Origin of the sequence: Actinoplanes sp. L3-i22 (assembly GCF_019704555.1) — a bacterium.
Lineage (GTDB): Bacteria > Actinomycetota > Actinomycetes > Mycobacteriales > Micromonosporaceae > Actinoplanes.
The window spans coordinates 11888814-11903089 of sequence record NZ_AP024745.1 but is presented as its reverse complement, the minus strand read 5'-3'; the positions used below and the strand labels follow the sequence as shown (position 1 = coordinate 11903089).

11 protein-coding genes are annotated in these 14276 nt (G+C 71.3%); 2 read left to right on the top strand and 9 right to left on the bottom strand.

The genetic code is table 11. From position 1 onward, the window contains the following. Positions 1–58: 58 nt before the first annotated feature. The 9 genes from L3i22_RS52760 to L3i22_RS52720 form a co-directional block, all read right to left on the bottom strand. Positions 59–1684 carry a cation acetate symporter gene (locus L3i22_RS52760; protein WP_221324880.1) on the bottom strand — a complete coding sequence of 542 codons (1626 nt, stop codon included), beginning with the start codon at positions 1682–1684 and terminating at the stop codon, positions 59–61. Next, entirely contained in the window at positions 1681–2064 is a 384-nt protein-coding gene (locus tag L3i22_RS52755) for a DUF485 domain-containing protein (RefSeq protein WP_221324879.1), read from the bottom strand. Before L3i22_RS52755 ends, L3i22_RS52760 begins: the two co-directional genes overlap by 4 nt. Before the next feature lie 31 nt (positions 2065–2095). Further along, positions 2096–3634 carry a DUF4153 domain-containing protein gene (locus L3i22_RS52750; RefSeq protein ID WP_255657815.1) on the bottom strand — a complete coding sequence of 513 codons (1539 nt, stop codon included), beginning with the start codon at positions 3632–3634 and terminating at the stop codon, positions 2096–2098. Between the two features lie 49 nt (positions 3635–3683). Then, positions 3684–4736 carry a HAMP domain-containing sensor histidine kinase gene (locus tag L3i22_RS52745; RefSeq protein WP_255657814.1) on the bottom strand — a complete coding sequence of 351 codons (1053 nt, stop codon included), beginning with the start codon at positions 4734–4736 and terminating at the stop codon, positions 3684–3686. Further along, positions 4733–5422, bottom strand: coding sequence for a response regulator transcription factor (locus L3i22_RS52740; RefSeq protein ID WP_221324877.1), 690 nt, complete (start codon positions 5420–5422; stop codon positions 4733–4735). The genes L3i22_RS52745 and L3i22_RS52740 overlap by 4 nt, the downstream gene beginning before the upstream one ends. Before the next feature lie 717 nt (positions 5423–6139). Next, positions 6140–6895, bottom strand: coding sequence for a LytR/AlgR family response regulator transcription factor (locus tag L3i22_RS52735; RefSeq protein ID WP_370644333.1), 756 nt, complete (start codon positions 6893–6895; stop codon positions 6140–6142). Positions 6896–7073: 178 nt separating this feature from the next. Beyond that, the gene (locus L3i22_RS52730; protein ID WP_221324875.1) at positions 7074–8273 is read right to left on the bottom strand and encodes a sensor histidine kinase; all 1200 of its coding nucleotides are present in this window, start codon (positions 8271–8273) and stop codon (positions 7074–7076) included. Between the two features lie 628 nt (positions 8274–8901). Next, on the bottom strand, positions 8902–10497 hold the full coding sequence (locus L3i22_RS52725; protein ID WP_221324874.1) for a sugar transferase: 1596 nt from the start codon (positions 10495–10497) through the stop codon (positions 8902–8904). Positions 10498–10674: 177 nt separating this feature from the next. Further along, a complete protein-coding gene (locus L3i22_RS52720; RefSeq protein WP_221324873.1) occupies positions 10675–11538 on the bottom strand; it encodes an Fpg/Nei family DNA glycosylase in 864 nt (287 codons plus the stop codon). Between the two features lie 24 nt (positions 11539–11562). Between L3i22_RS52720 and L3i22_RS52715 the strand changes: the two genes are divergently transcribed. Both L3i22_RS52715 and L3i22_RS52710 read left to right on the top strand, forming a co-directional pair. Continuing rightward, on the top strand, positions 11563–12735 hold the full coding sequence (locus tag L3i22_RS52715) for a glycosyltransferase family 4 protein (RefSeq protein WP_221324872.1): 1173 nt from the start codon (positions 11563–11565) through the stop codon (positions 12733–12735). A 30-nt stretch (positions 12736–12765) separates the two neighbouring features. Further along, positions 12766–14265 carry an arylsulfotransferase family protein gene (locus L3i22_RS52710; protein WP_221324871.1) on the top strand — a complete coding sequence of 500 codons (1500 nt, stop codon included), beginning with the start codon at positions 12766–12768 and terminating at the stop codon, positions 14263–14265. Positions 14266–14276: the final 11 nt, after the last annotated feature.

Here is a 14276-nt window from a genome sequence, read left to right as displayed (position 1 = left end):
GTTTACGCGGCGCGCGTCCGGGGCGGTTGAGGGACGTACCTTAAAGATCCTTAAATGCTCAGGACCGCAGGGACTCGGGCGCGTGCAGGCGCAACATCGTCGCGCCCACGTCGGCCGGCACGCGCCGGCTGGTCAGCAGCGACACCACCACCATGACCAGGAACGCCAGCGGCACGGTCCAGGCCGCCGGCTGCCCGGCGAACTCGGCGAGACCGCTCGGCAGGTCGGCGCCGAACACCGTCACGAAGACCGCGACCACCGCGGACCCACCGCCGACCAGGATCCCGGCGATCGCCCCGGCCGCGGTCAGCCCACGCCACCAGATCCCCAGCACCAGCAGCGGGCAGAAGCTGGACGCGGCCACCGCGAACGCCAGCCCGACCACCCGGGACACGTCCATGTCGGACACGAACAACGACATGGTGATCGGTACGACCGCGGCCAGCAACGTCGCCAGCCGGAAGTCGCGCACCGAGCCGGACCGCCCGGGCCGCAGCACGTCCGTGAAGATCACCCCGGCGACGCTGGTCAGCAGCCCCGACGAGGTGGACAGGAAGGCGGCCAGCGCACCCGCGGTGACCAGCGCGCCGAGCAGCCGGCCCAGGTGCCCGCCGCCGAGCGCGGCCTCCGGCAGCAGCAGCACCACGGCGTCGGTCCGCCCGGTCATCAATAGTTGCGGGGTGTAGATCCGGCCGAGCACCCCGTAGAGCGTCGGCAGCAGATAGAACAGCCCGACCATGGCCAGCACGACGAGCGTGGTCCGCCGGGCCGAGGCGCCGTCCGGGTTCGTGTAGAACCGCACGAGCACGTGCGGCAACCCCATCGTCCCGAGGAACGTCGCCAGGATCAGCGAGTACGTCCCGAACAGCCCGGAGTCGCCACCGGGCTGCAGCCAGTCCGCGCCGAACGTCGCGTCGACCGTGCTCACCTTCGGCACCGTGGCACCGGCCGCGAAGTGCAGCGTCTCGCCGGCCGACACCGGGCCGATCCCGGCCAGCACGGCGTCCTTCTCGATCACCACGCTGGTCGCGGTGTGGAAGACCGCACCGGCCGGCGGCGTCACCGCGGGACGGCCGTCGGACTGCCACTGGAAGATCAGGAACAGGATCGGCACGGCCAGCGCGGTCAGCTTCAGCCAGTACTGGAACGCCTGCACGAAGGTGATCGCGCGCATCCCGCCGAAGGCCACGTTGCCGGTGACCACCACCCCGATCAAGAGCGCACCCCAGGCGTACGACCCCCCGGTCACCGTGGCGAACGTCAGCCCCGCCCCCTGCAGTTGAGGCAGCAGGTAGAGACAGCCGATGAACAGCACGAACGTGGTGGCGAGCCGGCGCAACCCGATCGACCGCAGCCGCACCTCGCAGAAGTCCGGCAGGGTGAACGCGCCCGACCGGCGCAGCGGCGCGGCCACGAACAGCAGCAGCGCGAGATAGCCGGCGGCGAAACCGACCGGGTACCAGAGGACCTCGACGCCGTACCGCAGGATCAGGCCGGCCACGCCCAGGAACGACGCGGCGGACAGGTACTCCCCGCTGATCGCGGCGGCGTTCCAGGACGGGCTGACCGATCGGGAGGCGACCAGGAAGTCCGAGGTGGTCCGGGCGAACCGCAGGCCGTACGCGCCGATCGCGACGGTCACCAGGACGACCACGACCAGGCCGGGGACCAGGTACGGGTTCATCGCTCGGGTCGGCGGATCACGGCGGTGAAGTCCTGCTCGTTGCGTTCGGCCCAGTGCACGTACGCGGCGCCGACCAGCACCAGGAACGGGAACGACAGCACGCCGAGCAGCAGCCACGGCAGGTGCATCCCGTAGACCTTGATCTCGCCGACCGCCGGGGCCACCGCGAACAGCAACGGCAGCGCGCCGAGCCCGGCCAGCACCACCAGCGACAGCCGCAGCGCGAGCGCCAACTGAGCCCGGACCAGGCCTTTCACCAGCGCTTCGTTGACCGCGTTCGGCTCGGCGAGGTCGGTGCGGGCCGGGTCGGTCGGGCGGCGCCGGCCCGCAGCGTCACCCAGCACGACCCGGGTGCGCGGGGGCGGCGGATTGTCGGCCATGTCCGGCAGTCTCGCCGCCCGTGCCGGTTTGTCAATAGCCGTACCGCGATGCCGAGCATGAGCGGGGGTCCATCGGGTAGAGGTTGTCGCCGATCAGGCCGGCGGCGGTCTCCCGGCCCAGGTTCCAGGTCCGCCACTCGCGCTCGCCCAGGTCCAGGCTGATCTGGAACAGCACGCAGGTGCGGTCGACGGGATCGGTCATCTCGGCGATCGCCGGGACGGCGTCCGGGGACAGGGTGGACAGATAGCCGACGTCGATCCGGTCGGCCGAGCGGTCCAGCTGGTTCCGGGCGATCAGCAGGTCCGGGTTCGCCACCGCCAGGCCGATCAGGGCGAACACCCCGGCCGCGATCGCCGCGCGGGGCAGCCAGGCCGCGCGGATCCGGATGCCGGCCAGCAGCACCAGGACCAGGATGACCCCGAACCACACCTCGCAGCAGGCGACCAGCAGGCGCATCCGGGTCAGGCCGTAGGCGTCGATGTAGACCTGCATCCGGACCAGCGACGACGCGACGATGACCAGGGTGAGCAGGGTCAGCGCGCCGAGGATCGCGCGAAACACGACCCGGTCGCCGGGCGCCTCGCGCGGTGCCCAGCGGGCCGCGCCGGCCAGCACCGCCAGGGTCAGCCCGATGATGAAGCAGAGCTGCCAGAAGCCGCCCCGGGCATACTGCGCGTAGGTCAGGCCGGTGGTGCTCCGGACGTACTCCTCCCCGCCGAACAGCACGGTCAGCTGCACCGTGACGAACGCCGCGAAGAGCAGGGTCAGCAGGCCCAGCGGCACGGCCCACTCCAGCCGGTTGACCTTGCGGCCCTCGGTGCGATCCAGGTCGCGCAGGTTCGGCGGGGCGACCCGCAGGTAGGCGGCGCCGGCCAGCACCGGGGTGACGAGGCAGCTGACGAACACCCAGCGGAACACGCCCGGCACGCTGATGTCCGGGACGAGCGCGCTGGTCACCCGGGCGAACTCGGCGTCGGCGGAGGCGAACAGCAGGCCGAAGACCGCGAGCAGGACGACCGAGACGGCGGCGGTGGCGACGATCCGGACCGTGCCGGCGCCCCCCTTCCCGGGACGTCGCAGCCGGGCCAGGCCGCGAACCACCCAGGGCAGCGCCGACAACATCGCAAAAGGCCCGATTGTGTACGTCGTGAACACCGCCCGCATCGACCGCCCCGCCCCGATCGCCAGTGCGAACGTCAGGGTCGCGGTGAGCACGCAGAGCACGAAGAGCCAGCCCGCCGCGCGGAACGTGCCTACCCCGAGCAGGGCGATCGTGGCCGCGCCCCAGGCGTACTGGTCCCAGCGCGGCCGTGGCGCCGGCCGGTCGACCAGCACCGGAACGCTGCTCGTCGCGGGCCGGGCCACCAGCAGCGCGATCGCGGCGGCGACCGCGGTGATCAGCCAGCCGACGCCGGTCTGCGCGAGCGGGAAGCTCAGCACGGCCACCGCGACGGCGCCGGCGATCGCGGCGAGCGTTCGCGGCGAGGCCGGCCGGGGCGGGCCGGGCACCCGCTTGCGCCACGGCCGCCACTCCGGCCAGGGGCCGTGGAGCTGACCATTTATCGGCATTTGCGGCTTCTGTAGAGCTGGAGGTGCCGTGGACATGTCGTTTCCTCTTCTACAGGGGCAGGCGTACGTGGATGTGGCAACCGCGCCGCTCGGCGGGTTCGACCACGGCGATCGTTCCGTTGTGGAGCTGCACCACCCAGCGGGCGATGGCCAGGCCCAGGCCGGTACCGCCGCCGGTCGGCCGCTCGCCACGGGTGAAGCGTTCGAAGACCCGCTCCCGGTCCGCCACCGGGATGCCGTCACCCTGATCGGCGACGGCGAACAGCACCTGCTCGTCGCGGCGCTCGGCGCGCAGCGTGACCAGACCGCCGCGCGGGCTGTGCCGGGTCGCGTTGTCCAGCAGGTTCGCGAAGACCTGGTGCAGCCGCTCCCGGTCGCCGGGGAGCACCAGGGCCGGGGTGGCGACCTCGAACCGGACGTCGTGCCCGATGCCGTCCGCGTTCACCTTCGCCTCCCGGACCACGTCGTCCAGGAACTCCGGCACGTCGATCAGCTCCCGGCGCAGCGGCACCACGCCGGCGTCCAGCCGGGACAGGTCCAGCAGGTCACCGACCAGACGGCTGAGCCGCTCGGTCTGGGTGAGGGCGGTGCGCATCGTCTCCGGATCGGTGTCGGCCACCCCGTCGACGATGTTCTCCAGCAGGCCCCGGAGGGCGGTGATCGGCGTACGCAGCTCGTGCGACACGTTCGCGATCAGCTCGCGGCGCTGCCGGTCCGCGGCGGCCAGATCCGCGGCCATCTGGTTGAACGCCTCGGCCAGCTCACCGACCTCGTCCTGGGACCGGGTGCGGATCCGGGTGGTGTAGTCGCCGCGCGCCATCGCCCGGGCCGCGACCGTCATCTCGCGCAGCGGGATCGTCGCCCCGTGCGCCATCACCTGCAGCGTGACCAGGCCCAACGCGGCCGCGATGCCGATCCAGAGCACGTCCACGCGGTAGAAGTCGATGCTCCACAGGAAGACCAGCAACCCGATCCCGCCGGCGAACCCGAGCGCCAGCGACAGCTTCGCCTTGATCGACCGCACCGGGTCGAGCGGCCGTGGCAGCCACCGGAACAGCCGAGCCGCCACGTCGTGGATGAGCTGCATCAACCGCGCGCTCATCGGTCGACTTCCAAGGCATAACCAACCCCGTGCACGGTACGGATGAGGTCCGCCCCGAGCTTGCGCCGCAGCCCCTTGATGTGGCTGTCGACCGTCCGGGTGCCGGAGGCGTCCGCCCAGCCCCACACGTCGGCCAGCAGCCGCTCCCGGGGCAGCACCGTGCGCGGCGCCCGGGCCAGGTGCACGAGCAGGTCGAACTCGGTCGGCGTGAGGTGCTTCTCGGCGCCGCCGCGCAGCACCCGCCGCTCGGCCTGGTTGATCTCCAGGTCCCCGAACCGGAGCGTCGGCGGGCCGGCCTTCGGCTGCACCTTGCTGACCCGGCGCAGCAGCGCGTGCACCCGGGCGGCCAGCTCGCGCATCGAGAACGGCTTGGCCATGTAGTCGTCGGCGCCGACCGCCAGGCCGACCAGCAGGTCGGTCTCCTCGCCGCGGGCGGTCAGCATCAGCACCGGGACCGGGCGCTCGGCCTGGATCCGGCGGCACACCTCGAGACCGTCGAAGCCGGGCAGCATCACGTCCAGGACGATCACGTCCGGCGGGGTGCGCCGGGCCGCCTCGACCGCGCTCGGCCCGTCCCCGGCGATCTGCACCAGGAACCCCTCGGCACGCAGCCGGGCGGCCACGGCGTCGGCGATGGCCCGATCGTCCTCCACGACGAGAACCCGTCGCTCGGCCGTCGTCTCCATCGCCGTCACCCCTTACCGCTGCTTCACCGCTGATCTATCGCTGCCCTGCTACTGCTTCGGCGCCGCTGCTGCCGCTGCCTTGCCACCGCTGTGGTGCCGCTTCTACCGCTGCCTTGCCACTGCTTCGGCGCTGCGCCGTGTTTCTTCGGACCCGGCTTGCCGACCGGATCCTAAGGTTTGCCCTGCACACGACGCGGACCGGTGCGCCCCCGTGACTCACCGGCTCGCGTCGTGTGGGCAGCAGCCTATTGACCGGTCGGGGAGGGCTGGGGGTGGAGTTGTGAACGAACTGTGGAGATGATCCCGCGGTGGCGCACACGGTCGAGACGACCACGCCCGCCCGGATCCCGGCGTGGCGCACACGGCCGAGACGACCACGGCCGTCCGCATCCCGGCGTGGCGCACACGGTCGAGACGACCACGCCCGCCCGGATCCCGGCGTGGCGTGCACGGCCGAGACGATTACGGCCGTCCGCATCCCGGCGCGGCCCGGATTTTGGCGCTGACCAGTAACGGACATCGATTCTCCGGTGCGCGTCGGCAGCCGCTCCAGTTGATCGTTTGCGCAGGTGGTGCCGGGCTTGCGAGGCATTCCGGAAGGCCGCCGCCGGGCCGGTGGAAGAGCGTCGACGCCTTAAGGCGGGCTTGTGGTTAACCCCCGCCAGCCTGTGGATAACTCTGTGGGAAAGTCGGTGAGGCTGTGGATAGTGGTGTGGATTAGCGGGTCCAGTCGTGCTTGGCGGCACGAATCAGACGATCTTTCAGCTCTCGCGTGTGCCGTCGGCTGACCGGAAGCTCGACGCCGTCGACCGCCACCACATAGCCGGAACCGGTCAACCGCAGCTCGGTGACCAGCCGCAACTGCACCAGGAACGATCGATGGATCCGGACGAAACCGGCATTCGCCCAGCGCTCGGCCAGCGTCGCCAGCGAGACCCGGACCAGGTGAGAAGCCTCCGCGGTGTGCAGCCGCGCGTAGTCGCCCTGCGCCTCCACCCACCGCACCGAGGAGCGGGGCAGCATCCGGGTGGTGCCGGCCAGCTCGACCGGGATCGCCGGCTCGTCCGGCAGCGTGGCCGCGGCGGCGGACGTCGCCGGTGTCGCGGCGGCCCGCAGCCCGGCCACCCGCCGCAACGACTCGCCGAGCCGCTCGGCGCGCACCGGTTTCCGCACGTAGTCCGTCACGCCCAGGTCGAACGCGTCCACCGCGCCGTCGTCATAGGCCGTGACGAAGACGATCGCCGGCGGATGCGCGAACCGGCGCAGGATGCGGGCCAGCTCCATGCCGTCCAGCCCGGGCATCCGGATGTCCAGGAAGACCGCGTCCACCTCGGTGTCGCGCAGCACCCGCAGCGCCTCGGTCGCGTCGCCGGCCCGGTGCACGTGTGCCACCCGGCCGTCCGCGTTCAACAGGTAGGCCAGCTCGTCCAGCGCCGGTGGCTCGTCATCCACCGCCAGCACGACAAGACTCATGCCCACCCCCGCAAAGCCCCGTCAACCCCGACCCGAGCAGCGACCACACCCGCCCGCAAAGTGTTGCCCGCCCCGACCCGGCCAGCGATCACGCCCGCCCGCGAAGCCCCGTCGCCCCCGGCCCGAGCAGTGATCGTGCCCGCGCGCGAAGTGTGGCCGGCGCCGGCCAGAGCAGCGGTCATGCTCGCACCTGTGGGTGGAATTTCGGCACTCGCATGCTCACCTTCGTCCCCGCTCCGGGCGCCGTCTCGACGACCAGGCCGTGGTGGTCGCCGAACACCGAGCGCAGGCGTTCGTCCACATTCACCAGGCCGACGTGCTGGCCATCCTCATTGTCCGAACTGTCCTGGCCGAACACCGACGGGTCCATGCCGACGCCGTCGTCCTCGACCGTGATGTGGCACTCCGCGCCGGCGTCACGTGCCTCGATGCTCACCATACCGACGCCGGGTTTGCGGGACAGGCCGTGGCGAACCGCGTTCTCCACCAGGGGCTGCAGGCACAGGAACGGGAGACCGACGGGCAGCACCTCGGGCGCGATCTGCAGCCGGACCTGCAGCCGGTCGCCGAACCGGGCCCGCTCGATGGTCAGATAACGATCGATCGAGCGCAGCTCCTCGGCGAGCGTGGTGAACTCGCCGTGGGCCCGGAACGAGTATCTCGTGAACTCGGCGAACTCCAGGATCAGCTCGCGGGCGCGCTCCGGGTCGGTGCGCACGAACGAGGCGATCGCGGTCAGCGCGTTGTAGATGAAGTGCGGGCTGATCTGCGCGCGCAGCGCTCGCACCTCGGCCCGGGCCAGCCGCTCCCGCGACGTGTCCAGCTCGGCGAGCGCGAGCTGCGAGCTCGCCCAGCGGGCCGCCTCCAGCGTGGCCTGAACCAGGCCCGGCGCGGGTGGGCCGTCGGAGACCGCGACCAGGGCGGCCGCACCGGCGGCGGCCACGCCCGGCCCGGGCAGCGGGGCGACCACCGCGCCGCGGACCACGCAGTCCACCCGATCGCAGGGCAGGTCACCGGCGGTCAGGACGACCGACCGCCGGCTGCCGAGAGCCCGCTGGGCGGCGGCGGTGAACTGGTCGCTGTGGTGGGCGCCGCGGCCGTCGAACGCCAGGCAACGATCACCGTCGGACAGGCTCAGGCCGACCGCGCCCACCAGCGTGCGCAGATGTCGCGCGGCCTTGGCGGCGGTGGCCGGGGTGAGCCCGGCCCGCAGCGGCTCGGCGGCCAGCGACGCGGTGTGCAGCACCTCCCAGGTGGCGCGCTGCATGGTGGTGGCGATCCCGCGGCGGGCGCGCAGCCGCAACACGGCCACCACCGCGGCGGCCAATGCCGCCAGCACGGCGATGACCGCCAGCACGCTTCCGATCTGTCCCGCCACGGCACAGATCCTGTCGCCTTCCCGCCCCGCGCGCCATGCCCACTTCCACGCCTGTGGATAACTCGCCCGCGTGCCCCGGCAAACCGGTCCCGCGACCAAGCAGTCGGCCCAGCACGATCAGGCAGTCGATCCCCCGCGACCCCGGAGCAAGCGGACCTGCGGCTGAACGATCCGGCTTGGGGCGTTGACGGGGTTGTGGACACGGGCGTGGCGGACGCCCGGCGGGTCGCTCGTCTGGCTCCCCCCGTGGCAGCCGGACCGCAGTGACACGCCGGGCGCGCCGGTCGTGATCCTCCCTCAGCCCGCTGTGCTCAATGGACTGACGCCTGGATAGACGTGGCTTCCGGCCGGCTCAGGTGACACCCCGGCCGAACTTTTTTGGAGAAAGTTCCCGGAGGCGACGTTTCCGCTGCTCGGTGACGGGGTTTTGGGGCCGCAACCACCCACGGACATCGCCCCGGAGGGCTTCGCGTTCTGGGCGCGCCAGCGCCCTGCGAAGCCCGCAGGGGTCCCCGCGGGAGCGACGATCAGTTATTGGCCGCAGCCGAGGCAAAAAAGATCTTGATGGCGAAGCCTGAGGCAACAAAAAACGGCCCGCAAGGAGCGGGCCGTTCCGGAAAGCTGTCGGTCAGTAAGCGCCCTTGCGCCGCAGAACCACCCAGATCGTGCGCCACAGGATGCTCAGGTCGTAGGTGAGCGACCAGTTGTCGACGTAGTAGAGGTCCAGCCGGACCGCTTCGTCCCAGGACAGGTCGGAGCGGCCGCTGACCTGCCACAACCCGGTGATGCCGGGCCGGACCAGGAGGCGTCGGCGGACGTCGCCCAGGTAGTCGCCGTCGTCGGCGGGCAGCGGGCGCGGCCCGACCAGCGACATCTCGCCCTTGAGCACGTTGATCAGCTGGGGCAGCTCGTCCAGCGACGTCGCGCGCAGTTTCTGGCCGAAGGCGAAGATCCGCGGGTCGTGCTTCATCTTGAAGAGCATGCCGTCGGACTCGTTGAGCTCCTCCAGCGTGGCCTTGCGCTCCTCGGCGTCGACGTACATCGTCCGGAACTTCCAGACCTTGAACGTCTGGCCGTCGTGGCCGACCCGGGTCTGCCGGAAGATCACCGGGCCGGGGTCGGAGAGCCGGATGCCGAGCGCGATCACCGCGAGGATCGGGCTGATCAGGAGCAGGCCGATCGCGGCGACGACCCGGTCGATCAGGTTCTTGATCAGCCAGCCGGGGCCGGAGAGCGTGGGCTCCTCGACGTGCAGCAGCGGCAGGCCCTCGATCGGGCGGATGTGCACCCGGGGGCCGGCGATGTCGGTGAGCTGCGGCGCGACGACCAGGTCGACGCCGGTGCCCTCCAGCTGCCAGGCCAGGCGGCGCAGCTCGCCGGGCTCGGCGCTGGCCGAGCCGCAGACCGCGATGGTGTCCGCGCCGACCTCGCGGACCAGGGACAGCACGTCCCGGCCGGTGAAGATCGGGATCGGCGTCTCGATGCCGCGGGTGGCCGCGTAGCCGTCGGTGATGTGGATGGCGACCGGGATCAGGCCGGCGGCCGGGCTGCGGGTGACCGCGGTGTAGACCTCGAGCGCCTCGGGCAGCGTGCCGACCAGGACCATCCGGTGCGCGCCGTGGCCGGTGCGGCGGCGCGAGACGTGCAGCACCTGCCGTGCGGTGACCCGGCCGATCAGGATGAACAGCAGCGCGCTCAGCGACACCGTGGCGACCGTGCCACGCGACAGGCCGGTCTTGGTGGCGAACGCGAGCAGCGAGACCGCGGCCACCACGGTGACCGAGGTGCGCACGATCCGCTTGAACTCCTCGCTGCCCAGGCCCAGGTAACGGCGGTCGTACGTGCCGTTGGTCCAGAGCAGGATCAGCCAGCCGAGCGGGAGGACCACGTAGGCGAAGAAGTTGAAGAGGTCGCCGCCCTCGAGGAAGCCCCAGCTCTTGAACTGGAAACCACTCCGCGACTTCTCGAGGAAGTTGTCAGCGATCAGGCTGGCGCCGAGGGTGGAGAGGATGTCGAGAACGATCAAGACCGCGGTGTACGGCCGATGCCAGCGCGAGAGCCGGCGGTGCTGTCGGGTCCACGCCGATCGGGGGACACCGTTGCTCGGTGGCTGCTCGTCCTTCTGCGGCCACTCGAAGCTGTCGTACCGCACGTTCTTACTCCGGCTGCTGTCGGTCGTTGGGCGATGCAGGCTAGTCGTCACTTCGCCTACGTCCTCCCGCATCCGGAAAAAGATTACGCACCGCCACGGCCTCGGGGCCGTCGGCGGGTCCGCCGTACCCGTTCGCGTCACAACGGTGTCCAGGGACCGGGCCACTATACCGATGGATCGGCCGGAGAGAAGGTGACGTTGTGGTAGCAATCCTTACCGGCACGCTGCGTAACCAGCCGGTGGCTGCGTTCACCGGACCAACTTGGACAGGCGGCGATCGGCGAGCGGTTTCCCACCGGTCTGGCAGGTAGCGCAATATTGCAGGCTCTTGTCGGCGAACGAGACCTCACGCACGGTGTCCCCGCAAACCGGGCACGGCAGACCGGTCCGGGCGTGCACCCGCATTCCGGCCCGCTTCTCGCCCTTCAGTTCGGCGGCTCGCTGTCCGACGGAGCGCTGCACCGCGTCGGTCTCCACTTCGCGCATCGCCTCGTACAACGTGGTGAGCTGCTCGTCGGTGAGCTTCCCGGTGAGGGCGAAAGGTGACATCTTCGCCACATGCAGGATCTCGTCGGAGTAGGCGTTGCCGATCCCGGCGATCACCTCCTGGTCGACGAGCACGCCCTTGACCTGGCCGTTCCGGGATTTCATCAGGGCGGCGAACTCGTCGCGGGAGACCTCCAGCGCGTCCGGGCCGAGCCGGGACACGCCGGGGACCTCGGTACGCGGGTCGCGCACCAGGTAGGCGGCGAGCGACTTCTGCGTGCCGGCCTCGGTCAGGTCGAAGCCGGAGCCGTCGTCGAGGCGGAGCCGGAGCGCGATCGGGCCGCTGCCCGGCTTGAGCGGGGCCGGCGACTTGAACGCGTCCCGGTAGTGCAGCCAGCCGGCCCGGGCCAGGTGCACGACCAGGTGCACCTCGGGGCCGATGCCGATGTCCAGGAACTTGCCGTGCCGGCCGGCCGAGGTGATCGGCAGTCCGGTCAGGGCCGAGGGCGCCGGATCGTACGTCTTCAACGCGCTGAACGAGGAGACCTCGAAGCGCTGCACGGTGTGGCCGACCGCGCGCTCCCGCAGGTACGCAGCGAGCGCCTCGACCTCGGGGAGTTCGGGCACAGCTCCACGGTAGCGTTCTGACCCGTGAAGGTGGTGGTTGCACACAACCGGTACCGCGAGGCGATTCCCTCCGGGGAGAACGTCATCGTGGACACCGAGATCGAGCAGCTCCGGTCGGCCGGCCTGGACGTCGTGCCGTTTCAACGGAGCTCGGACTCGATCGAGTCGTTCTCGCCCGCGCAGAAAGCGTTGCTGCCGGTGGCGCCGCTGCTCGGCGTCCAGGCCCAGCGTGATCTTGCAGCTTTGATTGAAAATGAAAAACCGGATGTATTGCACCTCCATAACCCATACCCCCTCTTATCGCCCAGGGTGATCCGCACCGCGCACCGACTCGGCGTCCCGGTCGTCCAGACCGTGCACAACTACCGGCAGGTCTGCTCCTCGGGCCTGTACTTCCGGGACGGGCACAACTGTCACGACTGCCGCGGCAAGGTGCTGGGCTGGCCGGCGATCAAGCACAAGTGCTACCGCGGCTCGGCGGCGCAGAGCGCGATCATGGCGACCACGCTGGCCGTGCACCGGCCGACCTGGCGCTCGGTGGACCGCTACATCGCGCTCACCGACAAGATCGCCGCGCACCTGGCCGACTACGGCATCCCGGACGAGCGCATCGTGATCAAGCCGAACGGGCTGCCCGACCCGGGGCAGCCGGAACCGCTCGGTGACGGGTTCCTCTACGGCGCCCGGCTCTCCCCGGAGAAGGGCCTGGGCCTGCTGCTGGACGCGTGGCGGCGGCACCCGGACGGGTCACTCGGCCCGCTGCGGATCGCCGGCGACGGCGAGCTGCGGCACCTGGCCGAGCAGGCCGCCGCGGAGCGGGCCGACGTGACCTACCTGGGCCCGCTGGACCGGGCCGGGATGACCGCGGCCCGGCGCGCGTCGTCGGTCGTGGTCGCCGTCCCGACCTGGGAGGACGTCCTGCCCACGGTGATCCTGGAGGCGATGGCGTCCGGCCGGCCGGTGCTCGGCACCGCGGTCGGCGGCGTGCCCTACCTGATCGGGTCGGCCGGCTGGCTGGCGCAGCCGGACCCGGCGGCGCTGGCCGAGGTCCTGCCGGTGGCGCGGGCCGGGGCGGCGGGCGCGGCGGTCGCGGCCCGGGAGCGGTACCTGAGCCATTTCCACCCGGATGTGCTGACCAAGCGTTTGATCGAGGTCTACGCGGGCATGAGGACGGATTCACAGCGTACGTCGAGGTAGTTTTCGGCCTCGTCGGGGAAGTTCGCGTCTGTGATTTCGCGTCGTGCTCTCCTCGTCGGCTCCGCCGCGGCCGTGGCCGCCGGCGGGGCCGGATTCGCCCTCGGCAAGATCGGCGATCCACCCGCGCCGGTGGAAAAGCCGACCACCGCCGCCGGCCCGCCCAAGTACCGTTCCCGCCCCGACCTGCGCACGCTCCCGGACGTCACGATCACCACCGCGGCGAACGGGACCGTGCCGGGCTACATCCTGCTGACCCCGGCCTCCGGGACCGGGCTGTGGGGCCCGCTGATGGTGGACGAGACCGGGTCGCCGGTCTGGTTCAAGAAGGTGCCCGACCCGGCCACCGTGGCGATCGACTTCAAGGCGCAGCTGTACCGGGACAAACCCGTGCTGACCTGGTGGGAGGGGACCATCGGCGGCACCGGCGGACAGGGCGTCGGGCAGGGCGAGTTCGTGATCGCGGACCAGGCCTACCGGGAGATCACCCGGGTGCGCGCGGCCGGCACCGAGCAGGCCGACCAGCACGACTTCGTGATCACCCCGCGGGACACCGCGCTGTTCTGGGTCTACGACCCGATCGCGTACGACCTCAGCCCGCTCGGCGGCCCCAAGGACGGCGTCCTGCACGACGGGCTGCTGCAGGAGGTGGACATCGCCACCGGGAAGAAGCTGTTCGAGTGGCGGGCCAGCGAGCACGTCACGCTCGCCGAGTCGTACGCCCCGCTGCCCCAGGGCGACTCGGCCCACCTGCCCTACGACTACCTGCACCCGAACTCGGTCGGCCTGGACGCGGACGGGCACCTGCTGCTCTCCGCCCGGCACACCTGGACCGTCTACAAGGTCCACAAGGAGACCGGCGAGGTGCTCTGGCGGATCGGCGGGAAGAAGTCCGACTTCGCCGTCGACGAGCAGGCGAAGTTCGCCTGGCAGCACGACTTCCGGCGGCGCCGGGACGGCAGCTACAGCGTCTTCGACAACGGCGCCGGGGTGACCAAGGTGCGCGACTACTCCCGCGGGCTGGTGTTCAAGGTGGACGAGGCGGCCAAGAAGGTCACGTTCGCCGCCGAGTACGTGCACCCGGACCGGGTCTCCGCGCCCACCCAGGGCAACTTCCGGGAGCTGGCCGACGGCGGCTCGTTCATCGGCTGGGGGCAGGACCCGCACTTCACCGAGCACGCCGTGGACGGGACCGTGCGCCTGGCCGGGCACCTGCCGCTGGACAACCAGTCGTACCGGGCCTACAAGGCGGAGTGGGCCGGGGCGCCGCACGACCAGCCGGCGCTCGGCCTGCGGGTCGAGGGCGGCAACGTGATCGTCACGGCCAGCTGGAACGGGCACACCGGGGTGGCGAAATGGCGGGCCCGGGCCGGCGGTCAGCCGCAAGAACTGAGCGCGACCGTGGAGGCCGCGCGGACCGGCTTCGAGACGACGCTGACGATCACCGGCACGCCGGAGTACGTGGTGGCCGAGGCGCTGGACGCCAAGGGGACGGTGCTGGGCTCGTCCTCCGCGATTCCGGTCCGGGTCTAGATCAAAAACAT